This window comes from Prevotella dentalis DSM 3688 (assembly GCF_000242335.1).
Taxonomy (GTDB): domain Bacteria; phylum Bacteroidota; class Bacteroidia; order Bacteroidales; family Bacteroidaceae; genus Prevotella; species Prevotella seregens.
Genome location: NC_019968.1, coordinates 363,253 through 387,181, shown reverse-complemented (window position 1 = coordinate 387,181; position 23,929 = coordinate 363,253). Strand labels below are relative to the sequence as shown.

Genomic DNA, 23,929 nt, shown 5'->3' with positions numbered 1-23,929 from the left:
GCATTCATTTTTGGACGACAAAACGCTTTATGCGTAAACGTTTCGTTAGCTGACATTGTAAGACGTCAGTTTGTACCCACAAACTGCGCCCTGCTCCCCTCGTCAGACTATCGGGGAGATTAGACCGTAATCACTCCGTTCTCATCGGTCAGTGTTCAGAAATTAAGAAACAACGAATCATCTACAATGATTAACTTTCAAGGAAACTTATATGAATGGATACAAAGGAAAACCTGCCAAATGGCAGCAACGAGGCAAGGAAGAAACGAGGATGAACAAGACAGAGTTCATCAAGGTAAGATGCACATTAGAGGAAAAGCAGCGTATCAAATCAAAGGCGGAAAACACAGGACGAAAGTTCTCGGATTACTGCCGTGAGATACTCCTTAACGGAGAAGTTACAGCCGTTCCCAAGATGACCGACAATGAGAGGGAAGCCATTGCCATTCTCCAGCATACAGGAAGGTTCTATGGGCAGGTTTCCAATCTCATCAAGGTCAAGGATGAAAGGTGGGTACTCATCACAAAGAACCTTTCCTTATGTGCCAAAGAAGCATTTAAGCGGTTTTACGACCCTCATTTTCGTATAGATGATGATATATATAAGGTCTTAAATATGACAAGAGATGATAGGAAAATGTAAGGCGATAGCCCACGGAAGCACAGCTTTGGATTATATTTTTAGAGAGCGCAAACTCGGTTATAGGCTTGCCTTCCACAATCTTTGCAGCAGGGAGCCAAAGACTATCCATGAGGAAATGAAAGTGGTCAGCGACTACAACAGCCGTTGCAGGAACAAGTTCCTCCGCATTGAAATCGGAATAGCACCACAGGACGAGAAAAAACTGCCTGTGTCCGAACTTATGTGGATAGCCCATCAGTTTGCCAAGCGAATGGGACTTGACGACCACCAATGGGTGGCTGTAACGCACAAGGACACCGACAACAGGCATATCCATATCATTGCCAATCGTATCAGCCTTTATGGAGAGGTCTATGATACCACCTTTGTAAGCAACAGAGCAGCGAGGGTAGCGGAGGAAATCAGCAGGGAGAAAGGCTTGACCATCGCAAAGGAGGTCAAGGCGGAAAGGAAACACCAAAAGGAAAAATCTAATCCGACGAGAGAGCAAACGAAACAGCAGGTACAGAATATTTGCTATACCCTGCTTGACAAGTATAAAGGCACAGGCATCACAGGGCATTCCATGTCCCTCTACGAGTTAAACAAAAACGGGATAGCCATAGAGCGCATGAAAAACAAGCAGGGCAAAGTCTATGGCTTGAAGTTCTCATACGGAGAACATAAATTCAAGGCTTCCGAAATCGGCAGGGAGTTTGGCTACCATTCCTTGCAGAAGAACTTTGAAGCAACCAACAAGGAAGAAAAGAAGAAACCACACCAAACGATACAAGAGGCAACAGAAAAGAAAGAGCAACCTGATGCAGGTTATCAACTTGTACCTAAAAGTCGTTCATATATGCCACAAACAACAGAAAAAACTCCGCAGATTGCACAGGTTATCGGTACAATGGCAGACGCAGCCATTAGCGCAGCCGATGAAGTGGTGGAAGGATTGGGCGATTTGATTACACCAACTGCACAGGGCGATGACTATGCCGAAACTACATGGCAGCGCAGACTCAGAAATCAAGCCAACAGAAAGAAGAAAAGAGGAAGAGGTATATAACCCACAGCCAGCCAAACAATCAACCAAAAGCGCAGAAAAGAGAATATTTCGTCAAAAACGCTTGTTATTCGCAAGCAAAGTATTATCTTTGCAAACAGAATAACAAGCGTTCTTTCTTTAGCAGAAAACAGCGACACAAAGCATTTCGCTCGTTTCCAAATCGTTACCTGTTTAGTTATACCAACAAGGTAACTTCTTTATTTTCAATTAGATACATTTTAATAATTATCTTACGCCGTGACGTCCGTGCGGTGAAGAGGAAAAAGGAGGACGGGGAGGAAGAGCCCGCAGACTGACGGCGCGGTGGCGGCGGGCGAAAAACGGAAATCGGGAAGACGCATCGTTGCGTCTTCCCGATTGGAAGAGAGGTGCCTGGCGGAGTCGAACCGCCTTGAACGGTTTTGCAGACCGTTACCTGACCGTTCGGACAAGGCACCCTTTCCGCACCGAAACGGCTATCGGTTTGCGGTTGCAAAAGTACAGATAAAATCCCACACCGCCAAATTTTATCCGATGTTTTCTGCCAATTATTTGTCCGCCGCCTCACAGCGTGCCCTTGGTGGATGGCAGTTCGTAGTGGTAGATGTCGCGTCTGACGGCCATTTTCAGGCTCCGGGCCAGGGCCTTGAAGATGCCCTCTATCTTGTGATGCTCGTTTTGTCCCTCGGCCTTGACGTTGAGATTCATGCGCGCCGAGTCGCTCAGGCTCTTGAAAAAGTGGAGAAACATCTCCGTGGGCATCCCGCCAACCATCTCCCGATGGAAGTCGGCGTCCCACACGAGCCACGGCCGTCCGCCGAAGTCGAGGGCCACTTGGCAGAGGCAGTCGTCCATGGGCAGGCTGTAACCATAGCGTTCGATGCCGCGCTTGTCGCCCAGGGCGCGCAGCAGGCACTCGCCCAGGGCGATGGCTGTGTCCTCGATGGTGTGGTGCTCGTCCACCCAGAGGTCGCCCCGCGTCTCGATGGTGAGGTCCATCATGCCGTGCTTGCCTATCTGCTCGAGCATGTGGTCGAAGAATCCCAGGCCGGTCTTCACCTGCGTGTGGCCCGCGCCGTCGAGGTTGATGCGCACGTGGATGTCGGTCTCCTTGGTGGTGCGGCGCACCTCGGCCACGCGCTCTCCGGCAAAGAGCAGCTCGGCAATCTTGTCCCACGTGAGCCCGTCGCGCCCCAGGATGAGGGCGCGGCAGCCCAGGTTGCGGGCCAGCTCGGCGTCGGTCTCGCGGTCGCCGATGACCCAGCTCCCGGCCAGGTCGTAGGCCGGGTTGCCGGTGTAGGCCGTGAGCATGCCGGTGCCGGGCTTGCGCATGGGCGAGTTGTCGGCGGGGAAGTGGCGGTCGATGAGCACGTCGTCGAACGTGACGCCCTCGCCCTGCAGCGTCTGGAGCATGAAGTTGTGCACCGGCCAGAACGTGTCTTCGGGAAACGACGGCGTGCCCAGTCCGTCCTGGTTGCTCACCATCACCAGCCTGAAGTCGAGGTGCTGGCGGATGAAACCCAGGTTGCGGAACACGCCGGGCATGAACCGCAGCTTGGCAAAGGAGTCGATCTGCTCGTCTTCGGGCTCCTCGATGAGGGTGCCGTCGCGGTCGATGAATAGGATGCGTTGCATGGCTGTGGGGTCAGAGGGCCGGGGCGGGACAATGGAGGGTTTCGATGTGGCCATAGGCATAGTGGAACACCATCAGCACCCACACCATGACATAACAGTCTGCAAACTGGCACATGGCCCCGACAACGAAGTTCAACGGGCCGAACCAGGCCGGCAGAAGACTCGGGTCGCCGAGGAGCATGCCGCTGGTGTTGACCATGCCGGCAAGGTAGAGAATGGCGAGGGGCAGCATGAAAATGCAGCTCAGTATCAGCGTGATGATGGCCACAAGCAGGGCTGTGAGGAAGAGGTAGCCCCAGTGGCGGAAGCCCGTGAGCAGCGGGCGGCCGAAGACGGTGCTGACGCGCTGCTGCGGCTCCATGCAGTATTTCATGCTCGAGTAGGCAAGGGGCAGCAGCACAAGCAGCTCTACGAACATCAGCCCGTAGGCGATGACGCCGCCCAAGGCCAGCTTGCCCAGCTGGTCGTGGCCGCCCGTGGAGAAGCCGATGCCGAAGCTGATGCCGAGCGTGGCAAGGGTCAGGGCGATGCCAAGGCCTGTCATAGTGAGGACGAGGCGGGCCATGCGGGGCAGGTTTGTGTCCATGGACTGCCCGTTGAGCAGCCCCATGACGGCGGCCAGGAACCAAATGTAGGCGACGAGCACCAGCAGCACAGAGCCGAGCATGGCGGCATAAAGCAGCGTGGGATGCTCGGCCATGTGGAGGCCGGTGGCCAAAAGGGCCTGCGGAGAAGCGAGCACCGTGGTGAGGCTGAGCAGCAACGAGAGCACCAGTGCGGGCTTCCACGTCTTGCGGAGAATGCTCCAAGCGTTGGTGCTGAAGAGGTCGAACGCGGCCTTGATGCAGCTGCTGACGCTGCGCCGCTTGTACAATTCTGTTTCCATAAGGGTTGTGGGTTGATTTGTTGAGGGGTTATGAGGTGGGGTGCTGCGTGGCCGCGGGGCTACGGGCACCGTCGTCTGAACTCGCCGCACACCAGTGCCGTGGCGATGGCCACGTTCAGGCTGTCGGCCGTTTCGCGGGTGGGCGGGTAGTTGGGAATGAGCAGTCGGCGCGTCACCAGCCGGCGCACGGCCGGGGAAATGCCGTTGCCCTCGTTGCCCATCACGATGAGGCCCGTGGGCGAGAGCGGCTCGCGGTAGATGTCGGTGCCGTCGAGCAGCGTGCCGTAGACGGGGCAGTCGGTCGGCAGCCGGCCGATGAACGCCGGCAGATCGGTGTAGCAAAGCTCCACGCGGGCTATGCTGCCCATCGTGGCCTGCACCGCCTTGGGGTTGTAGGCGTCGGCCGTTTCTTCCGAGCAATAGATGTGTTCGATGCCAAACCAGTCGGCCATGCGGATGATGGTGCCCAGGTTTCCGGGGTCCTGCACGCCGTCGAGGGCCAGGCAGAGCTCGTGCGTGGGTGGGCAGTCGGCCGTTTCGGCAGCGGGCTCGGGCATGGGAAACACGCCGATGACCTGCTGCGGATGTTGCAGGAACGACGTCCTGCGCAGCTCGTCCTCGGTCACGTCGCACAGCTCGGCCCCCTGCCACGCGTCGGCTTTGTGGCGGTGGTCATGGAGCCACTCGGGGGTGGCGATGAGCATGTGCGGGCAGAAACGGGTCAGCAAGTCGCCCACCACCTTGGGGCCTTCGGCCACAAAGAGGCCTTCCTGCCGGCGCGCTTTCTTGTGCTCCAGCGCGCGTACAAACTTCATCCTGGCCTTGCTGATCATGCTGCAAAGGTAAAGAATAAGTTTGGAAATAGGCGAAAAACCGGTGTTAATCTGTGCCATCTCAGATAAAAAACACTATCTTTGCACGGTAAAATAAGAGATAATTGAAAACGTCGCATGCTTTCTTCCTCCTGCTCGGGGCGGTTCTGCTGGCCGCGTGCAGCTCCACCAAGTTCGTGCCCGAGCGGAGTTATCTGCTCGAGAGCGTGGAGCTGAAGAACGACGACCGCCGCATAGACCTCTCGTCGCTGCTACCCTACGTGCGCCAACAGGGCAACACCAAGTGGTTTTCCATGTTCAAGATACCCTTGGGTACCTACGATCTTGCCGGTCGCGACACCACCAAATGGATCAACCGCACGCTGCGGAGGATAGGCGAGGAGCCCATGATCTTCGACAGTGTGCAGGCCCGCCTCTCCGTGGCCGACCTGCGCACGGCCCTGCAGAACATGGGCTACATGCACGCATCCGTGACCCTCGACACGCGCACGCGCGGCAAAAAGCTGAAGGCCATCTACCGTCTTCACCCCGGTGAACCCTATGCTATCCGCCGCGTTTCCTACGACATTCAGGACTCGGCCATTGCCCGCGTGCTGGCCAATGACCGTTTGCGGGCCCTCCGGCGCAAGAACTACCGCGACGAACGGCTGCAGTCCGGCGAGAGGTTCACCGCGGCCCGGCTCGACGAGGAGCGCCGACGCCTCACGGCTCTCCTCATGGATTCGGGCTACTATCGCTTCCACAAGGACTTCATCCAGTACAGCGTCGACTCGGCCGCCCACAGTAATGAGGTGGACGTGACGCTGCACCTGCTGAAATACCGCGCGTCGGGCGCTCAGCCCGACACGCTCCATCCGCGCTACACCATCGGCGACATCCGCTATCTGGCCGACGGGAACAATGCCGTGCAGCTGCGCCGGCGCGTGCTCGAAAACGGCACCGCCCTGCAGCAGGGCCGGCCTTTCAGCGCGTCGGCCCTGCAAAAAACCTACAACAACTTCGGCAAGATGCAGGCCGTGAGGTACACCAACATCCGTTTCCGCGAGCGTACCGACACGGCGTTGCTCGACTGCGACATCCAGCTGAGCACCAACAAGCCCCACTCGCTCTCGTTCCGTCCCGAGGGCACCAACACCGCGGGCGACCTCGGTGCGGCGGCCTCGCTCACCTATGAGAACCGCAACATCTTCCGCGGTTCGGAGCTGCTGAGCGTGGAGCTGCGCGGGGCTTTCGAGGCCATCACGGGGCTGGAGGGCTACCGCGACGAGGACTACGAGGAGTATAGCGTGGAAACCAAGCTGTCGTTTCCGCGCTTCATCGCCCCCTTTCTCTCCAACACCTTCCGCCGGCGAAGCAATGCCACCTCGGAGCTCTCGGTGTCGTGGGACCTGCAGAACCGGCCCGAGTTCCACCGTCGGGTCTTTTCCACGGCCTGGCGCTACCGTTGGGCCGAGCCCCATCACCACACCACCTACCGGCTCGACGTGCTCGATCTGAACTACGTCTACATGCCTTGGATCAGCGAAACCTTCAAGCACGACTACCTGGACAGCGTTTCCAACCGCAACGCCATCCTGCGCTACAACTACGAGGACCTGTTCATCATGAAGCTGGGTTTCGGCATAACCTACAGCGACGGCACCGATGCCGTGAGGGCAAATGTGGAAACTGCAGGCAACCTGCTCCATGGCGTGGCGGGGGCCGTAGGGCTGAAACGCAATGCCAACGGACGGTACACCTTATTTAATATAGCCTTTGCGCAGTACGTAAAGTTCGATGCAGACTACACCCATCTCTTCCGCTTCGACCGCCACAACACGCTGGCCGTGCACGGAGACCTGGGCATTGCGTGGCCCTATGGCAACAGCACCATCCTGCCTTTCGAGAAGCGTTACTTCTCGGGAGGGGCCAACAGTGTGCGCGGATGGAGCGTGCGCGGGCTGGGGCCGGGCAGCTATCGCGGCACGGGCGGCCGCATCGACTTCATCAATCAGACGGGCGACGTCAAGCTTGACCTCAATGCCGAGTACCGCACCTACCTGTTCTGGAAGTTCAATGCGGCGGTGTTTGTGGATGCCGGCAACATCTGGACGCTGCGCAACTACGCCGATCAGCCGGGCGGACAGTTCCGTTTCGACCGCTTCTACAAGCAGATAGCCGCGGCCTACGGCCTGGGCATTAGGCTCAATTTCAATTATTTTTTGATTCGTTTCGACATGGGCATGAAGGCCGTGAATCCCGCTTACGACAGCCGGCGCGAGCACTGGCCCTTGCTGCATCCGCGGCTCAGCCGCGACTTTGCCTTCCATTTTGCCGTCGGCATGCCGTTCTGACGCGTCGCTCCGGCAGTCCTTTCTTTTACCACAAACGGCAAAAGAAAAGCCGCGCCGCGGCAGCAGCGAGAGGGATCGGCGGCTATAACAGGCGGAAAATCTCGGAGGGGGTCTTGCGTTTCAGCACGTCAAGCCGGAAGTCGGCACCGTTTTCGTTGCCTGCCACGATGCCGTGGGCGCGCAGAATCTGCTTCACGGTCTTTTCGGCCAAGTCGGGATGGTTGTTCTCATCGCTCAGATGGCAGAGCCAAACATGGCTTAAACCCACCGTGGCATTCTCGGCAATGGCCATGGCGCAGTCCTCGTTGCTCATGTGGCCGAGGGGGCCGCGGATGCGGTCTTTCAGGCGTTCGGGGTAGGGACCGCGGTCGAGCATCTCGCGTTCGTAGTCAGCCTCGATGACCAGATAGTTGGCACGGCCGATGAAACTCTTGATTTCGTCGGTGAGATGGCCCACGTCTGTGAGTAGCACAAAGGTGGCGCCTTGGTGCTGAATGCAGTAGCCCACATTGTCTGAGCTGTCGTGCGGAATGGCAAAGGGCGTGATTTGGAACTCGCCCAAGTGGAAAGACACGCCGTGTTCGATGATTTTTACTCGCTCTACAGGCACCTTGCTGCGCACGCACCAGTTCTTTTCTATGCCCACGTGAACCTTGTGAGTGGCATACACCGGCAGCCCAAACTCCTTGCTGAGACTGCCTACTGCCCGCACGTGATCGGCGTGGTCGTGGGTGATAAGAACGTGTTTAACTCTGTCAAATGATATTCCGTAGTTTTTAAAATACTTCTTCAACGCGCGTACTCCAACGCCAGCATCAATGAGGAGACCGTCTGTCTCCGTGAACAGGAAGCTGCAATTACCACTGCTTCCACTGCCGAATGATATATATTGCAGCATTTTACCTCAAATTTTCTACAAAGGTATGGAAAAGCGAGGATATGGTCAAGTTTTTATGTACAAAAAAGTTTAAGGACATTTCTTCTTGTCAAAATTTGGTTAACTTTGCAGTGAAAGCAAAAGCGACAAGCCATGAAACAGATGATTTCGACGGGTGCCGGCGCCTGGAGCACGGTGTGCACGGTGTGGATTTTGGTGTTGGCGGCACTGCTGGCCGGCGGTTGCCGGGAGAGCAGTGAAAGCCGGCTGCGGACGGAAGTGGACTCTTTCGCCGTGGCCTATTTCAATTGGAATCTCAAGCGTGCGGCGGCGTTTGCCACCGAAGAGTCGCGTCCATGGCTGGCTTATGCCGCCTCACAGGTGCATCAAGAGGAGGTGGACCTGCTGCGCGGCATGGACGAAGGGGCCGGTTGCGAGCTGGGTGACATCAGTTATCCGGCCGACAGCATGGCCCTGGTGGAGGTGCGGGTGAGGCATTTTGTGGGCATCGACACCCTCGGCCGCTCGGGACGACTGGTGGAAAAGGCTGTCTACCGGTTGCCGGCGGTCTTTCGCGGGGGCAGGTGGAGGGTGCATCTTTCGGCCCTGCCTCGTGCCGAAAAAGAATGATTAGTCTTCGGCGGCAGCCATCAGACTGAGCAAATAGCCCAGTTTGTAGCATTTGAACAGCTGTAGCGAGGGCGCGTCTGACACCAGATTGCGCCGCCATCGCTGCCCCAACAAACGATAAACAAACAGAAAAGGCCCGGCCAGTCGCATGCGGCGCAGCGTTTCTGCCATTTGCAGAAGCGGGGAGAAGCCGTCCAGGTCGGCCCGAAACCGGTGCAAAGTCTCGATGCCCTCCTCCGTTTTCCGTACAAACCGGGCATTGTCTTCGTAGCGCGCGAAGCCGACGGGCGCGTCGATGTGGGCCACGCCGACCCCTGCCGTCTGCAGTTGCTTGCCCAGCAACACATCCTCATACCCATATTTGCGAAACCGTTCGTCGAGCGGATGGCGCAGCATCACGTCGCGCCGTATCAGGCTGTTGGACACCTTGAAGTCGAGATAGGGCGTGCGCCGGCGGCGTGCGGCCGTGTGGACGGGTGCCGCCGCGCGTTCGTAGCGGTGGCGCAGGTTGCCCGCAGGGCCGGGCAGCACGCGGTAGCCGCCGTAGCATGCGGCCGCATGCCGGCCGGCCTCCACCAGCTTGCGCAGATGGTTGTCGTCCACCACCACGAGGTCGGCATCGACATAGAGCAGCCATTCGCCCCGGGCCTCGCGGGCCAGGCGGTTGCGAATGGCGGCGCGCCCCGCGTTCTGCTCCTGCCGGATGTAGCGGCAGTGGGCGCGGCGGCCAATGGATTCGAGGCGCGCCACCACGCCGGCATCGGTCGAGGCGTCGTCGCCCACGAGGAGTTCCCACTGCAGCCCGCCGATGGCCTCGGCCTGGCGGGCCAGCCCGGCGGCCAGCTCCGTGCAGTCGTCGTTGAACGCAGGGATGAGGATGGAAATCATTTCAGCTCGCGTTTGAGGTATTGCCCTGTGATGCTCTGCGGGCACCGGGCCACCGTCTCGGGCGTGCCGGTGCACACCACGTTGCCGCCCCGGTTGCCGCCGTCGGGGCCAAGGTCGATCACCCAGTCGGCACACTTGACGACATCCATGTTGTGTTCGATGACGAGCACCGTGTGGCCGCGCTCAATCAGGGCCTCGAAGGCCTTGAGCAGCCGGGCGATGTCGTGGAAGTGGAGGCCCGTGGTGGGCTCGTCGAAGATGAAAAGGCTCGGCTCCTGCTTGTCCTGCCCGATGAAGTAGGCCAGTTTCACGCGCTGGTTCTCGCCGCCCGAGATGGTCGAGGAGTTCTGTCCCAGCTTGATGTAGCCCAGTCCCACGTCCTCGAGCGGCTGCAGGCGGGACACGATGGCGCGCTGCTTGTGCTTGCCAAAGAAGGCCAGGGCCTCGGAGACGGTCATGTTGAGCACGTCGCTAATGTTCTTGCCCTCGAAGCGAACATCGAGAATATCCTGCTTGAACCGCTGTCCGTGGCAGGCCTCGCACTCCAGCGTGAGGTCGGCCATGAACTGCATTTCCACCGTGATGAAGCCCGCGCCCTTGCACTCCTCGCAGCGGCCGCCCTCGGCATTGAACGAGAAATACTGTGCCGTGAAGCCCATCTGCCGGGCCAAGGGCTGGTCGGCATAGAGCTGGCGAATGGCATCATAGGCCTTGAGATAGGTGGCGGGGTTGGAGCGTGTGCTCTTGCCGATGGGATTTTGGTCTACAAATTCCACGTGGCGCACGCCGTCGCCGTCGCCCTCGAGGGAGAGAAACTCGCCCGGTGCGTCGCACACCTCGTCGAAGCTCCGCTTGAGAGCGGGGTAGAGAATGCCCTTGACCAGACTCGACTTGCCCGAGCCCGACACGCCCGTGACCACGGTCATCACGTTGAGCGGAAACTCCACACTGATGCCGCGCAGGTTGTTCATGCGACAGCCGTTGAGCCTGATCGAGCGGTTCCAGGGCCGTCGCGATGTGGGCACGCCGATGGTCTCGGCCCCCGTGAGATAGCGTATGGTGTAGCTTCGTGGGTGTGAAGCCAGTATCGTGTCATTGTCCGTCGTGTCGCCGCGGCGCAGGCTTTCGGGCAGGCTGCCCTCGTAGACAATCTCGCCGCCGTGGGTGCCGGCGTCGGGACCGATGTCGACAAGCCAGTCGGCCTCGCGGATAATCTCCTCGTCGTGCTCCACTACGACCACCGTGTTGCCCAGCTGCTGCAGCTTGCGCAGCACGCCGATGAGTCGCCGGGTGTCGCGGATGTGGAGGCCGATGCTCGGTTCGTCGAGGATGTAGAGGCTGCCCACGAGCGACGAACCCAGCGAGGTGGCGAGGTTGATGCGCTGGCTCTCGCCGCCCGAGAGCGTGTTGCTGCGGCGGTTGAGTGTGAGATAGCCCAGCCCCACCTCGCACAGGAATTCGAGGCGCGAGCGTATCTCGACGAGCAGCCGCCGGGCCATCTGCCCCTCGTGCTCGGTGAGCTGCAACTGGTCGAACCACTCGCGCAGATTGGCTACGGGCATTTCCACCAGGTCGGTGATGCTGCGTCCGCCCACCTTCACCCACGTGGCCTCTTTCTTCAGCCGCGTGCCCCGGCAGTCGGGACACACGGTCTTGCCGCGGTACCGGCTCATCATCACGCGGTATTGTATCTTGTACTGGTTCTCTTTGACCATTTGGAAGAAGGCGTCGATGCACACGCTGTCGGCCCTCCGCCCGCCATTCTTCTTCATGTCAGTGGGCAAACCGTGCCACAGCATGTCCTTTTCGCGCTGCGAGAGCTCGTAGTAAGGCTTGAAGATGGGAAAGTCGTTGAGCTGCGCCCTGCGGCAAAACTCGTCCTGCCACATCTTCATCTTGTCGCCGTGCCAGCACTGCACGCAGCCGTCGTAGACCGAGAGCGTGGAGTTGGGAATGACGAGTTTCTCGTCAATGCCTATGACGCTGCCGAAGCCTTCGCACGTGGGACACGCGCCCAGCGGCGAGTTGAAGGAGAACATGTTGTCGTTGGGCTCCTCGAATTGAATGCCGTCGGCCTCGAACTTGGACGAGAAATCGTAGCCGATGTTCGAGGGCAGGAAGACCAGCCGGCACGCCCCGCGGCCCTCGTAGAGGGCCGTCTCGGACGAGTCCACGACGCGGGCGATGGCGTCTTTCTCGTGCGACACGCTCATGCGGTCTATCACCAGGTAGAGCCCTTGGGCCGACAGCGGCTGGCCCATCACGTCCTCGATGCGCACCACCTCGCCGTCCAGCATGATGCGGCTGAAGCCTTCCTGCAGGTACATCTCCAGTTGCTGTTCCGTCGAGCGGCCGTCGGCCACGACGAGCGGAGCCAGAATCATGAATCGGGTTCCGTCGGAATACTGGAGCACTTGTTGCAGTATATCCTCCGTGGAGTGCTTCTTCACCTCCTGCCCCGACACGGGCGAGAACGTGCGGCCGATGCGTGCATAGAGCAGCCGCAGGTACTCGTAAATCTCGGTCGACGTGCCCACCGTCGATCTTGGGTTGCGTGCTATCACCTTCTGCTCGATGGCAATGGCCGGCGGCAGCCCCTTGATGAAGTCGCACTCGGGCTTGCTCATGCGGCCCAGGAACTGCCGGGCATAGCTCGACAGGCTCTCCACGTAGCGCCGCTGGCCCTCGGCATAGAGCGTGTCGAACGCCAGCGACGACTTGCCCGAGCCTGAAACGCCGGTGATGGTGACAAATCGGTTGCGGGGAATGCGTAGGCTGATGTTCTTCAGATTGTTCACCCGTGCGCCTTTAATCTCGATATAGTTCTCGTCCATAATTGCGAAGCCTGTGGTTTATTCTTGCAAAATTACGAAGAATTCTTGGAAAAACCGTCGCGGCGGGCGGTGAACGTTTGTGCCAAACATGCGTGCCGGCCTCCGTGCCGGCCCCTTACTTCTCACAGATGGCACAGATTTCACAGATGCTTCGCGTAGAATTTTCTCACAGATTCCACAGATTTCACAGATGCCAATCCCCGCGCAGCATCTGTGAAATCTGTGGAATCTGTGAGAAAATTCTACGCACGCCAGCTGTGAAACTTGTGTAATCTGTGAGAAAAGCCTTGCGAAACGTCCGTGAGCACCGTGCGGCCCGTGGCAAATAGCGGCGCAACGGCCGTGCGATTACGCCGTTATCGCGCGGCCAAAACGGTGAAAACGCGATGCGATTGCACCGTGGACGCAACGCCATTGCGCCGCAGACGCCGGCCGACCCGTGGGCGACCGCCGACGGAACCACGGTTGCTGCCGCCCCATAAATCTGCCGCCCACGCACCGATTATTCTGCCGAAGCCTTGGCGTGTTAAGCATTTTTGGCTAACTTTGCAGCAGGTGCGGGGCACGACGGCCCCGTGCACAACCGATATACGCTCACCCATGAAGAAGATTATCACCATGTGTACAGCCTTGCTCCTGGCCGCGTCGGCCACGCTGGCTGCCGACAAGCTCGACCTGAAGTCGATTACCCAGGGCGCCTTTGCCGCCGAAAGTATCAGTGGCATCAGCCCCCTGGACGGCACCGACCAGTATGCACGCATCTCGAAGGACGGCACGCAGATTGTGCAATACTCGTTCAAGACGGGTGCCCAGACGGCCGTACTCTTCGACGTGAACCGCACGCAGGGCGAGAGAATAGAGGCTTTCGACGGCTATGTGATGTCGCCCGACGGCCGCCGTATGCTCATCCGCACGAAGACGCAACCCGTGTACCGACGTTCGTACAAGGCCGTGTTCTACATCTATACCATCCAGAGCCGCAAGCTGGAACGCCTGTCCGACGGCGGCCCGCAACAGGCCCCCGTGTGGTCGCCCGACGGCAATCAGGTGGCTTTCGTGCGCGACAACAACATCTTCCTCGTGAAACTGCTCTACGACAACAGCGAGAGCCAGGTGACCAAGGACGGCCGCACCAACGCCGTCATCAACGGCATCCCCGACTGGGTGAACGAGGAAGAGTTCTCTTTCAGCCACGCCCTGACGTTCAATGCCGACGGCACCATGATCTGCTGGCTGCGCTACGACGAGACGGACGTCAGGGAATACAGCCTGCAAATCTACCAGGGCATGGACCCCACCCACACGGAGAACGCCGTGTATCCCGGCATCTACAGCTATAAATATCCCAAGGCCGGCGAGGCCAACTCGCGCGTTTCGGCCTGGAGCTACGACATCAAGACCCGCCGTGCGCAGCGTCTCGACGTGCCCCTCGACGCCGAGGGATACATGCCTCGCATACTGCCCACGGCCAGTGCCGACCGTATTGTGGTCTACACCATGAACCGACACCAGGACGTGCTGAGCCTCTACGGCGTGAATCCACGCAGCACCGTGGCCCGGTTGCTCGTCAGGGAGAGCGTGCCCCGCTACGTCAAGGAGGAGGCCATGGCGGGCATCCGCATGGGCAAGGACTACATTCTCATGCCCTCTGACCGCGACGGCCACATGCGCCTCTACCTGTACAACATGAACGGGCAGCTGCTGCGCAAGATTGGAAACGGCGACTTCGACATCACGGCGGTCTATGGCTGTGACGAGGCCAACGGCGACGTGTACTATCAGGCAGCGGCTCTCGGGCCGCACGACAGGCAGGTCTACGTGGCTCACAAGAACGGCAAGACCGAGCGGCTGACCGACCGGGCCGGATGGAACTCGGCCATTTTCTCGGCCGATCTGAAGTATTTCATCAACACATGGAGCGACCGCAACACACCTTATATATATACTACGCGCAGCCAGAACGGCAAGGTGGTGTCCACACTGGTGGACAATGCCGCGCTCAAGGCCAGGATGCGGCAGTATGGCTGGGGGCAGAAAGAGCTGTTCAGCTTCACCACTTCGGAGGGCGTGAAGCTGGACGGATGGATGCTCAAACCGGCCGGATTCGACGCCTCGAAGAAGTATCCCGTCATCATGTTCCAGTACAGCGGGCCGGGCAGCCAGCAGGTGGTCGACTCGTGGAACGTGGGTTCGATGGGTCAGGGCGGCGCCTACGACGAGTATCTGGCCCAGCAAGGCTTCATCGTGGTGTGCGTGGACGGCCGCGGAACGGGCGGTCGTGGGGCCGAGTTTGAGAAGTGCACGTATCAGCGTCTCGGCCTGCTCGAGGCCCGCGACCAGGTGGAGACCGCACTCTATCTGGGCCGGCAGCCCTACGTGGACAAGGACAACATCGGCATCTGGGGCTGGTCCTACGGCGGATTCTGCACGCTGATGAGCATGAGCGAGGGGCGACCGGTGTTCAAGGCCGGCGTGGCCGTGGCGCCGCCCACCAGCTACCGCTTCTACGACACGGTGTACACCGAGCGCTACATGCGCACGCCCAAGGAGAATCCCGACGGCTATGCCGACAACGCCATCAGCCGCGCCGCGCGGCTCAGTGGGGCCCTGCTGCTCTGCCACGGCATGGCCGACGACAACGTGCACCCGCAGAACACCTTCGAGTATGCCGAGGCGCTGGTGCAAGCCGACAAGGATTTCAAGGAGAACTACTACACCAACCGCAGCCACGGCATCCATGGCGGCAACACGCGCAACCATCTGTTGCGCCAGATCACCGCGTGGTTCGTGGACCATCTTAAAGCAAACAAATGATGCGAACCCTGCTTTTTGCCCTGTGGCTGGCCATGCTGCCGGCCCCGGGCCGTGCCGCCGAGGTGACGGTGACGGCTGTCAATCCGCTGGACTTCCAGCGGCAGGAACTCATAGAGATAGGCCTCGACAGTCTGCGCCGGCGGTTGGGACTGGCCGAGGGCGAGCCGTTTGTGGTGCGCAACCCGATGGGGCAGCAGGTGGCCTGGCAGATTACCCACGACGGGCGGCTGCTCATCGACGCCCCCGTGAAACCTCACGGGCGCACCGTCTACACCGTGGCCCCGGGCACACCGGAGCCTATGCGCAGCTGGGTGAGCGGGCGGATGTACCCCCTGCGCAAGGACGACATAGGCTGGGAAAACGACCGCGGGGCCTATCGCGTCTATGGGCCCGCCCTGCAACGAACGGGCGAACGCAGCTTTGGCATAGACGTGTGGACCAAGAATTCCAAGGAACTCGACATGGCCCAGCGGTATTACAAGGACTATGAGGGCAACGTGACGGGATGGGCCAACGCCGAGAACGGGCGCAAAAACAGGGATATCGACCTGCACACCTCGTTCCATCTGGACCATGGCAACGGCATGGACTGCTATGGCGTGGGCCCCACAATGGGCTGCGGCACGCCGGCGTTGATGCTGGGCGACAGCCTGGTGCTGCCTTATTGTTACCAGCGTTACAAGATATTGGACAACGGGCCGCTGCGCTTCACCGTGGAGCTGACCTATGCGCCCACGCGCGTTGGCGGCGATACGCTGGTGACGGAGCATCGCATCATCAGCCTGGACAAAGGGTCAAACTTCAACCGCATGACCGTGTGGTACGAGGGATTGTCGCGCCCGCGCGACCTGGCTGCCGGTTTTGTCATCCATACAGCGGGGCGCGAGAGCGTGGTGACTGGCCGCGACTACGTGCAGTATGCCGACCCTACCGACCGTCCCGACCGCTACGGCGGCCAGCTCTACATCGGCGTGCTCTTTCCCGAGGGGGCGCAGACGCGCCGGTTGCTCTATGCCCGCGCCTCGGGCAGCGACGAGGGCCATGCTGTGGGGGTGAAGAAAGGGTTGCGCAACGGCGAACGCTACACCTATTATTTTGGCAGTGCGTGGAGTGAGTACGACGTGCGCACACAGGCCGAATGGGACTTGCGCGTGCGCCAGACGCTGCAAATGCTGGCCCGCCCCTTGCAGGTAAGCCTGGGTTCGGCCCGCTGAATCAGTCCAGAAGGATGCCGGCCGTGCGCCACTGGCCCACCACCGTCTCTGCGTCGGCCAGTGCCTGTTCGCGGGGCAGCGGGGTGTCGTCGTCTATCTGGTAGTTGTCCATCAGCAGCTCTGCCAGATCGTCTACGGTGAAGTCTTTGTCCTGAATGGCGTTCCAGAGCAGGGCCGAGCTCTCGTTCATGCTGATGATATTGCTGAAATCCATATTCTCCTTGCCCTCGGCCACGATGATGTTGTGGCCACAGATGTTGCGGATGTTGAATCCTTTTTTTGCTTTCATATCTTGGTCTTTATAGTGGGGTCGGTCTGTTTTCACGGGGCCGCCGATGGCCGTCGTGTGTCCGCCCCCAGTGTATTCGTGTTTTTATCCGGGTTTATTCGTGTGTTTACATGGGGCCGAAGAGGGGCAGCCACAGCCGCCGGTAGGCTCCCAGGAGGTAGCGTCGCACGGGCAGCAGGTGCATCCACAGCCAGGAGTAGAGCCTCCACTTGAGGCCGTCGGTGCGCTCGAGCGTGTCGCGCCCCTTGCGGTAGAACCCGATGGCAGCCCCTTTCACGTTGTGGAGCAGGCATTGCTCGGTGCCGATGTTGCCGTCGCCGCGCAGCGTGACGAGCTCGCCCTCGATGCGGACAATGCGGTGGAACACGTAGCGTCCCTCGCCAATCTCGGCCAGTACGGGGTCGCCCACGCGCGGATGCACGGCGAGCGTCAAGAGGGCTTTGTCGCGGTTGTCCTCGAGAAAGGGGCGCATGGAGAAGCCGCGCAGCCGCAGGGTCACGGTGTGTCCCTCTTCCATGAGCCGCACAATCTCGGGTAGCAGTTGGGCATTGGGGAATTGCAGCTCCCGCCTGGGCAGGGCTACGTTCTTCGGATGGCTTGATTGCATAGGATGGCGGCTTCTTGATTGGGCAGACAGTGCAGGGTGTAGATGCCTGTGGTTTCGACCAGTCGGGTGAGGGTATCGCAGATGCGGTTGTAGATGTCGGGGTCCCACTTCATGGACGAACAGGCCGGCAGCACCGAGGCAAAGGCATCCACGGGCGACAGCTTGTCGATGGAGTTGGCCGGGGCACGGTCTATGCGGGTGATGGCGCCGAGCCGGGCCTTCACGTTGCGGTAGCAGGGCGTCTTGCCGCTCCACGGCCCGCCGTAGATGTAGGGCGTGCCGTCGATGATGCGGATAATGGGATTGTCGTCGTTCATGAGGTCGCAACCGGGCAGGTGGCGCAGCCAGAGGCTCACCTGTGTGGACTTGCCCGTGCCGCTTTTGGCAATGAAAGCATAGCCGTAGCCGTTCTGCCGCACCAGCGAGGCATGGATGAGCACGGCCTGCTCGCGGCTGGCGGCAAAGGCGAAGACGAGCATGAGCGCATTGTTCAGGCCGAAGCAGCGCATATTGTAGCTGCCGTTCAGGGCACATTGGCAGTCGCTGAAGTCCTTGTTGGTGATGAGCAAGGCACAGTCGGTGCCCGAGATGTCTCTGATGATATACTGGTAGCCGCCGTTGGACAGACGGTCCACCACGGTGTTGCCGTTGCCTGTGTCGAAGACGCGGATGTGCTCGCGCTCGCGCTTGGGCCGCGGCCGCAGTGTGTCGGCAATGGTGAGTTGGAAGAGCAGATCGGTGCTGTCGAACCGCTCTGTACGGAACGGCTCGAACGAGGGAAGCAGGTGCATGCCGTTGCATTCGCCGTCTTTGAAGACAAGACGCACGTTGAAATCGGCGATGCGGAAGAGGTGGGCGTGTGGCGTTCCGGTCATGGCAGGGATTACTCGCCCGCCCCGTTGGAAGCCGGGATGGGCTGGAACCGGAAGTCGGATGCCGGAATATACTTGATGGTGTAGCGGCCGCCGCTGAGGTAACGCTTGCGCAGGGCGAGGTATTTTTTATCGGCTTCCTTGCGCGTCAAGGCAAAGGCGGTGACGCAGGTGGCGTTCTTGAAGCCGTTGGCGGCCAGATAGTCGCGCAGCTGATAGGAGTAGTCGTTGCGGCTGTAAAGGAAATGAGTGCGGCTCTCCACGCTGGCGGAGTCTATCTGCTGAATGTCGGTGAAGTAGACTGTGGAGTCGTTGAACGAGGCGGCAAAGCCGTACATGTAGACCGTTTGGGTCTTTTCGGCTGCCGATGCGTCCAGAGCAAGCAGGGCGACAACCATGGTGAGCAAATATTTCTTCCAATTCATTTTGCTGGGATTGAGTGCATGACGGATGGGGCTTTCAAGGTGCAAAGGTACGAAAAACTTGTGACGATACCCGGTTTTTGGCCGAAAAAAGAAGAAAAAAGGCGGAACACTCGTTGTGAATGTCCCGCCTCCATGATGAGTTTGTCGGCAGAGGGCCTATTCCTCGCCCACTTTGATGGCTTTGTAGTCGGTCTTGCCCGAGGGCCAGATGCCGGTGATGAAGAGCACGGGAGTCTTGCTGGTCGATGCCGATTTCACGGCTTCCTGCAGATCTGAGATGGTCTTCATGGGCTCGTCGTTGGCTGTGAGGATGATGAAGCCGTCGCTGATGCCACCCTGTTTGAAGGCTCCGCTCTTCACGTCCTTCACCTGAAGGCCGTAGCTGATGCCCAGCTGCTTCTTCAGACTTTCGCTCACGGGGAGAACCTTGGCGCCGAGCACGTCGAGGTCGGCCGTCTTCATCACGCGGGTGTTGCCCTGCCGGTTCTTCACGGTGACGGTCTTGCTCATCTTCTTCTTGTTGCGCAACCAGGTGATGGTAGCCTTGTCGCCGGGTCGCTTGCTGTTGATAACCTCTTGCAGTTCGGCCATCTTGCTGATGTTCTTGCCGTCTATGGCAGTGATGACGTCGCCTTTCTGCAGGCCAGCTTCTGCAGCTGCACCGTTGTCTTCGACCTCGGCAACGTACACGCCTTCGTTGGTTCCGAGGTCGGGTGCCTCCTTGTTTTCATCCTTTTGGCTGTTGATATAGTTGAGCACGTCGCTGCCCTTGATGCCCAGATAGGCCCGCTGCACGGTGCCGTATTCCTTGAGATCGGCCACCACTTTGTTCATGATGCTGGTGGGAATGGCGAAGCCATAGCCCGAGTAGGAGCCGGTTTCGGAGTAGAGCATGGCGTTGATGCCGATGAGTTCGCCGCGTGTGTTGACCAGTGCGCCGCCCGAGTTGCCGCGGTTGATGGCGGCGTCGGTCTGGATAAAGCTCTCCACACCGTTCTGTCCCAGCGTGCGGGCCTTGGCGCTGATGATGCCGGCCGTCACGGTGTTGTTGAATCCGAAGGGGTTGCCCACGGCAATCACCCATTCGCCCACACGGATTTTGTCAGAGTCGCCAATGGGCAGGGTGGGGAGGTTCTTGCCGTCTATCTTGATGAGTGCCAGGTCGGTCGTGGGGTCTGTGCCGATAATGCGGGCGTTGAACTCACGGTTGTCTTCCAGGGTTACGGTGAGCTCGTCGGCCCCGTTCACCACGTGGTTGTTGGTCACGATGTAGCCGTCGCTGCTGATGATGACACCCGAGCCCGTGGCTTCTTTCTTCGGGGTGCGCACCTGCCGCCGTTGCTTGCCACCATTGCCCTGTCCCTGCGGATTGCCGAAGAAGCCGAAAGGGTCAGAGAAAAAGTCGGAGAACGGGTCGCTCTGCACTTCCACGGTCTGCGTCTTGGAGTTTTGCACATACTTGATATGAACCACGGCGGGCAGGGCCTTGTCGGTGGCATAGGTCAGGTCTACGGGCTGTCCGCTCTGCGCCGTCTCGTTGGCGGCTGCCTGGACTTTGATGAACGAGCCTGCAGAGAATGCCACTGCAACGACGCAGAGGGCTGCAAGCAAATAATAGGAATACTTTTTCATGTTCATGTTATGATTTTATTGTTTGTCCGCTTTTGGTTTAATTCGCTTGCAAATATAGGCGCAAAAATCGTCAATATGCCATTCTGTCCTATACCTTTATCCGATTTTAACACTTTGATTTTAACACTTAACGGCTATTAAGCCGTGCCGACCGGCTTTTTACATTCGTTTAAAAACTTGCAAAACTTGGGGAAGAATGGCCCGTTCTCAGAATTATTTGCTACTTTTGCAATCGGTAAGGCAGTGCCCCGGCTCTGTCGCCGGCATCCCTCGGGATGCGGGAGGAAAGTCCGGGCAGCACAAGGCGCTCCACTTCCGAAAATAGAAGCTATTGGTGACAGTAGGCGCAGGCAGAAGAGAATGACCGCCATCCCCCGCGGATGGCAAGGGTGAGAAGGTGGTGTAAGAGACCACCGGGCGGCGGGCGACCGTCGTGCCGTGCCGGCTGGAGGCTGCAAGTTCATGTAAACCATCGTCATGTCAGGGTTGCCTGCCCGAGCCACTTCGAGTGGAACGATGGAGGGTAGAACGCTTGAGGTGCAGGGCGACCTGCATCGTAGATAAATGACAGAGCTCCTTCTCAAGGAGGATACAGAACCCGGCTTATCAGGGCGCTGCCTTGCTTTTTTATCTTTTTCGTCATATAATAAAAGCCCTCGGCGGGAGTTTATAGGATATGAAAGATTTGCAACCCAACATTCTGGACGACTTCGAGCACCGCATTATCCGCACGATGGAGCGTCACGGCAACGAGCCCGACTTTCCCACGCTGGAGGCCAGCCACGTCACACGTGAGCAACTGGACAGCTACCTCTTCGATTATCAGTCCATTCTCGACAGCGAAGGGACGCAGCGCGCACAGCAGACTTTCTATGGCATCGTGGCTCTGGTACCAGTCATCGTAATCAGTGCTTTCCCGCTGGACAGCCTGCCTTGGCGCTCAGAGACCACGTCGCTGCTGGTGGGCATTGTCGTCGGCGTGGCCGTGGCCCTGTTGCTGAAAGGCGTGCGCGTGCTGCTGAAACGCCGCCGGCTGGGCCGGCTCAAGGCCGACAATCCCGAGGCGGCCGCCCTGACCGAGGCTATAGAACGGTGGGCATGAGCGGCGGTGCGGCCCGTCACCCGGAGACATCATGAACCCCTCATCATGAGACTACGTATGAATAAGATTGAATTACCCGACTTCATGGCCTACAAAAACAAGTTCACGGCCAATGGATTTGTAGAGAAAATATCGCGCGTGGCCAAGCGTGCCGGCGCCAAGTTTGTGTATGCGGCCCTGATACTCTTCTATACACTGGAGAGCGACAAGGTGTCGCTGAAAGAGAAAGCCATCATCATCGGTGCCTTGGGCTATCTCATCAGTCCGCTCGACGTGATGCCCGATGCCATCCCCATTGCGGGACTGAGCGATGATTTGGCCGTGCTCGTCTACGTGCTCCACAAGGTTTGGGGCGAGGTGTCGGAGGACGTGAAAGCCAAGGCGCGGGCCAAGCTCGCCCAATGGTTCGACGACGACGAGATCGAGGAAGCCGACCATCTCTTCGATCCAAATGCGGAATAACTTGAAGCTGCCTTTTGCGGCTTTATCTTCAATCATACTTATCCAATGAAAACACTTGTTGTACCGGCTCTTGCGACCGGACTGCCCGAGGCGGCCGGACTGCCGGAGCTCATGGACGGTGCCCGGCTGGCGTGGCAAACGATAGGCTGCGTCAACTGGCCGGAGTTCTCCTATTGTCCTGCGGTGAGGTTCCGTGTGGCCCGCACCGACCGTGCTATTCTGCTGCATTACCACATTGTCGAAGACAGCGTGAGGGCTGTTGCCCGGCATGATGACGAGCGTATCTGGGAGGATTCGTGCTGCGAGTTCTTCTGCCAGTCTGCAGAGGGTGGCATCTACTATAATATAGAGGTGAACTGTGCGGGCCGCATGCTCATCGGTGCCGGTGCAAGCCGCGAGGGGCGTACCCATGCCCCGCAGCACGTGCTCGACACCGTGGGCCGCTGGTCTTCGCTGGGCATGGAGCCGTTCGACGCGCGGCTGGCCCACACCGAGTGGGAGCTGGCCCTTGTCGTTCCCGCCTCTGCCTTTTTCTTGGGCGGGGTGTCGTTCGACGGCGGCACTCGTCTGAGGGCCAATTTCTACAAGTGTGGTGACCTGCTGCCCACGCCCCATTTTCTCTCTTGGAACCCCATTGCGGCCCCGGCCCCCGATTTCCACCGCCCCGACTGCTTCGGCGAGCTGATGCTCGAGTAGGCGCTTCGGAGCATCGTGCGGGGGCCTGCCAGAATGTGTCCAACTAAAAACAGCAACAATGAATACAGACCGAACAAACGAAATCCTTTCACACTTCATCCTAAATGGCACACCCATTGCCGTGACAACCCTCGGCAGTGGACTCATCAACGACACTTTTAAGGTATCTACGGTCGAGAAAGACTGCCCCGACTACGTGCTCCAGCGCATCAATCATGCGGTCTTTACAGACGTAGCCCTGCTGCAGCACAACATCGAGGCCGTCACGGCCCATATCCGTGCCCGGTTGGAGGCGCGTGGGGAGAAAGACATTGACCGCAAGGTGCTGCACTTTGTCAGCACACGTGAGGGTGCCACCTGGCACCATACCCCAGAGGGTGACTACTGGCGCGTGTCCATTTTCATTCCCCGCACGCAGAGCTTCGATGCCGTCACGCCGCCTAATGCCTACGATGCGGGTAGGGCTTTCGGTGGGTTCGAGAGCATGCTGGCCGACTTGGACGAGCCGCTTGGCGAGACCATTCCCGACTTTCACAACATGAGGCTTCGCCTCGACCAGTTGCGCGATGCCGTGGCACGCGATGCCCATGGTCGGCTTGCCGGTGTGCGCACGCTCGTGGACAGTCTGTTGGCCCACGCCGAAGACATGTGTCTGGCCGAGCGGCTGCATGCCGCCGGACTCCTGCCCAAGCGTATTTGTCACTGCGACTCCAAGGTGGGCAACGTGCTCTTTGACGAGGGCGGCGGCGTGCTCTGCGTCATAGATCTTGATACCGTCATGCCGAGTTTCGTGTTCTCTGACTATGGAGACTTCCTGCGGACGGCTGCCAATGCCACCGTCGAGGACGACCCCGACGAGTCGCACGTGGCCCTGCGCTGGGATGTCATTGAGAGTTTCACTCGTGGCTACATCGAGTCCACGCGCTCTTTCCTGACGGCCACCGAGCGTACCCACCTGCCCTTTGCCATGGCCCTCTTCCCCTATATGCAGTGCGTGCGCTTCCTCGCCGACTATCTCAACGGCGATACCTACTACAAGACCACGCATCCCGGCCACAATCTTGAGCGTGCCCACAACCAGTTCCGTCTCTATCAGCTGGCCGAGGCGGGCATGCCACGCCTTTCAGCATTCATCAGCTCACTTTGAGCGAAGCCAGAGCATGCAGCTCATAACAAGACGCCCCCTGAAAGTCTAAGGAAGACTTTCAGGGGAGGCTTCTTTTTGTGTAC

General features: G+C 59.2%; 21 protein-coding genes, 1 tRNA gene and 1 other RNA gene. 11 read left to right on the top strand and 12 right to left on the bottom strand.

Features of this window, described 5'->3' with window-relative positions; genetic code table 11:
* Positions 1-211 precede the first annotated feature (211 nt).
* Positions 212-643 carry a plasmid mobilization protein gene (locus PREDE_RS08870; RefSeq protein WP_005846667.1) on the top strand — a complete coding sequence of 144 codons (432 nt, stop codon included), beginning with the start codon at positions 212-214 and terminating at the stop codon, positions 641-643.
* A complete protein-coding gene (locus PREDE_RS08865) occupies positions 627-1,691 on the top strand; it encodes a relaxase/mobilization nuclease domain-containing protein (protein WP_005846665.1) in 1,065 nt (354 codons plus the stop codon). Before PREDE_RS08870 ends, PREDE_RS08865 begins: the two co-directional genes overlap by 17 nt.
* 366 nt (positions 1,692-2,057) lie before the next feature.
* Here the strand turns inward: PREDE_RS08865 and PREDE_RS08860 are convergent.
* The 4 genes from PREDE_RS08860 to PREDE_RS08845 form a co-directional block, all read right to left on the bottom strand.
* Positions 2,058-2,128 (bottom strand) — tRNA-Cys (locus tag PREDE_RS08860).
* Positions 2,129-2,234: 106 nt separating this feature from the next.
* Positions 2,235-3,305 carry a bifunctional histidinol-phosphatase/imidazoleglycerol-phosphate dehydratase HisB gene (gene hisB, locus PREDE_RS08855; protein ID WP_005846662.1) on the bottom strand — a complete coding sequence of 357 codons (1,071 nt, stop codon included), beginning with the start codon at positions 3,303-3,305 and terminating at the stop codon, positions 2,235-2,237.
* 10 nt (positions 3,306-3,315) lie between these two features.
* The gene (locus PREDE_RS08850) at positions 3,316-4,191 is read right to left on the bottom strand and encodes a hypothetical protein (RefSeq protein ID WP_005846660.1); all 876 of its coding nucleotides are present in this window, start codon (positions 4,189-4,191) and stop codon (positions 3,316-3,318) included.
* Between the two features lie 59 nt (positions 4,192-4,250).
* On the bottom strand, positions 4,251-5,084 hold the full coding sequence (locus tag PREDE_RS08845) for an RNA methyltransferase (protein WP_005846657.1): 834 nt from the start codon (positions 5,082-5,084) through the stop codon (positions 4,251-4,253).
* 44 nt (positions 5,085-5,128) lie between these two features.
* Between PREDE_RS08845 and tamL the strand changes: the two genes are divergently transcribed.
* A complete protein-coding gene (tamL, locus tag PREDE_RS08840) occupies positions 5,129-7,357 on the top strand; it encodes a translocation and assembly module lipoprotein TamL (RefSeq protein WP_005846655.1) in 2,229 nt (742 codons plus the stop codon).
* Between the two features lie 82 nt (positions 7,358-7,439).
* On the opposite strand, the gene PREDE_RS08835 is transcribed toward tamL, so the two are convergent.
* On the bottom strand, positions 7,440-8,255 hold the full coding sequence (locus PREDE_RS08835; protein WP_005846653.1) for an MBL fold metallo-hydrolase: 816 nt from the start codon (positions 8,253-8,255) through the stop codon (positions 7,440-7,442).
* A gap of 132 nt (positions 8,256-8,387) precedes the next feature.
* Here PREDE_RS08835 and PREDE_RS08830 point away from each other — a divergent pair, with 132 nt between their 5' ends.
* Positions 8,388-8,864 (top strand): hypothetical protein, encoded by a 477-nt coding sequence (locus PREDE_RS08830; protein ID WP_005846651.1) that lies wholly within the window; start codon positions 8,388-8,390, stop codon positions 8,862-8,864.
* On the opposite strand, the gene PREDE_RS08825 is transcribed toward PREDE_RS08830, so the two are convergent.
* Both PREDE_RS08825 and uvrA read right to left on the bottom strand, forming a co-directional pair.
* Entirely contained in the window at positions 8,865-9,752 is an 888-nt protein-coding gene (locus tag PREDE_RS08825) for a glycosyltransferase family 2 protein (RefSeq protein ID WP_005846649.1), read from the bottom strand. It lies immediately after the preceding gene.
* Positions 9,749-12,586, bottom strand: a complete 2,838-nt coding sequence (uvrA, locus tag PREDE_RS08820) for an excinuclease ABC subunit UvrA (protein WP_005846647.1) — start codon at positions 12,584-12,586, stop codon at positions 9,749-9,751. Before uvrA ends, PREDE_RS08825 begins: the two co-directional genes overlap by 4 nt.
* Positions 12,587-13,186: 600 nt before the next feature.
* Between uvrA and PREDE_RS08815 the strand changes: the two genes are divergently transcribed.
* Positions 13,187-15,400: a S9 family peptidase gene (locus PREDE_RS08815; protein ID WP_005846643.1), complete on the top strand. Its 2,214-nt coding sequence runs from the start codon at positions 13,187-13,189 to the stop codon at positions 15,398-15,400.
* Positions 15,397-16,614, top strand: coding sequence for a DUF4861 domain-containing protein (locus PREDE_RS08810; RefSeq protein ID WP_005846641.1), 1,218 nt, complete (start codon positions 15,397-15,399; stop codon positions 16,612-16,614). Before PREDE_RS08815 ends, PREDE_RS08810 begins: the two co-directional genes overlap by 4 nt.
* A 1-nt stretch (position 16,615) precedes the next feature.
* Here the strand turns inward: PREDE_RS08810 and PREDE_RS08805 are convergent, their stop codons facing one another.
* The 5 genes from PREDE_RS08805 to PREDE_RS08785 all read right to left on the bottom strand — a co-directional run bounded on the left by PREDE_RS08805 (position 16,616) and on the right by PREDE_RS08785 (position 20,439).
* Entirely contained in the window at positions 16,616-16,903 is a 288-nt protein-coding gene (locus PREDE_RS08805; RefSeq protein WP_005846637.1) for a PqqD family protein, read from the bottom strand.
* A 106-nt stretch (positions 16,904-17,009) separates the two neighbouring features.
* Positions 17,010-17,510, bottom strand: coding sequence for a S24/S26 family peptidase (locus tag PREDE_RS08800; protein ID WP_005846635.1), 501 nt, complete (start codon positions 17,508-17,510; stop codon positions 17,010-17,012).
* Entirely contained in the window at positions 17,483-18,385 is a 903-nt protein-coding gene (locus PREDE_RS08795; RefSeq protein ID WP_005846632.1) for a hypothetical protein, read from the bottom strand. The genes PREDE_RS08800 and PREDE_RS08795 overlap by 28 nt, the downstream gene beginning before the upstream one ends.
* Before the next feature lie 8 nt (positions 18,386-18,393).
* Positions 18,394-18,807, bottom strand: coding sequence for a hypothetical protein (locus PREDE_RS08790; protein ID WP_005846629.1), 414 nt, complete (start codon positions 18,805-18,807; stop codon positions 18,394-18,396).
* 156 nt (positions 18,808-18,963) lie between these two features.
* Entirely contained in the window at positions 18,964-20,439 is a 1,476-nt protein-coding gene (locus PREDE_RS08785) for a Do family serine endopeptidase (RefSeq protein ID WP_027952455.1), read from the bottom strand.
* Between the two features lie 240 nt (positions 20,440-20,679).
* Here PREDE_RS08785 and rnpB point away from each other — a divergent pair.
* From rnpB to PREDE_RS08765, 5 genes are all read left to right on the top strand, one after another.
* An RNA gene (gene rnpB / locus PREDE_RS13345) (RNase P RNA component class A) lies at positions 20,680-21,061 on the top strand.
* Between the two features lie 54 nt (positions 21,062-21,115).
* Positions 21,116-21,541, top strand: coding sequence for a hypothetical protein (locus PREDE_RS08780; protein ID WP_005846625.1), 426 nt, complete (start codon positions 21,116-21,118; stop codon positions 21,539-21,541).
* A gap of 57 nt (positions 21,542-21,598) precedes the next feature.
* Positions 21,599-22,003 (top strand): YkvA family protein, encoded by a 405-nt coding sequence (locus PREDE_RS08775; protein ID WP_005846624.1) that lies wholly within the window; start codon positions 21,599-21,601, stop codon positions 22,001-22,003.
* A gap of 45 nt (positions 22,004-22,048) precedes the next feature.
* Positions 22,049-22,699, top strand: a complete 651-nt coding sequence (locus PREDE_RS08770; RefSeq protein ID WP_005846622.1) for a carbohydrate-binding family 9-like protein — start codon at positions 22,049-22,051, stop codon at positions 22,697-22,699.
* A gap of 58 nt (positions 22,700-22,757) precedes the next feature.
* Entirely contained in the window at positions 22,758-23,846 is a 1,089-nt protein-coding gene (locus PREDE_RS08765) for a phosphotransferase enzyme family protein (RefSeq protein ID WP_005846621.1), read from the top strand.
* The last annotated feature ends 83 nt before the right edge of the window (positions 23,847-23,929 follow it).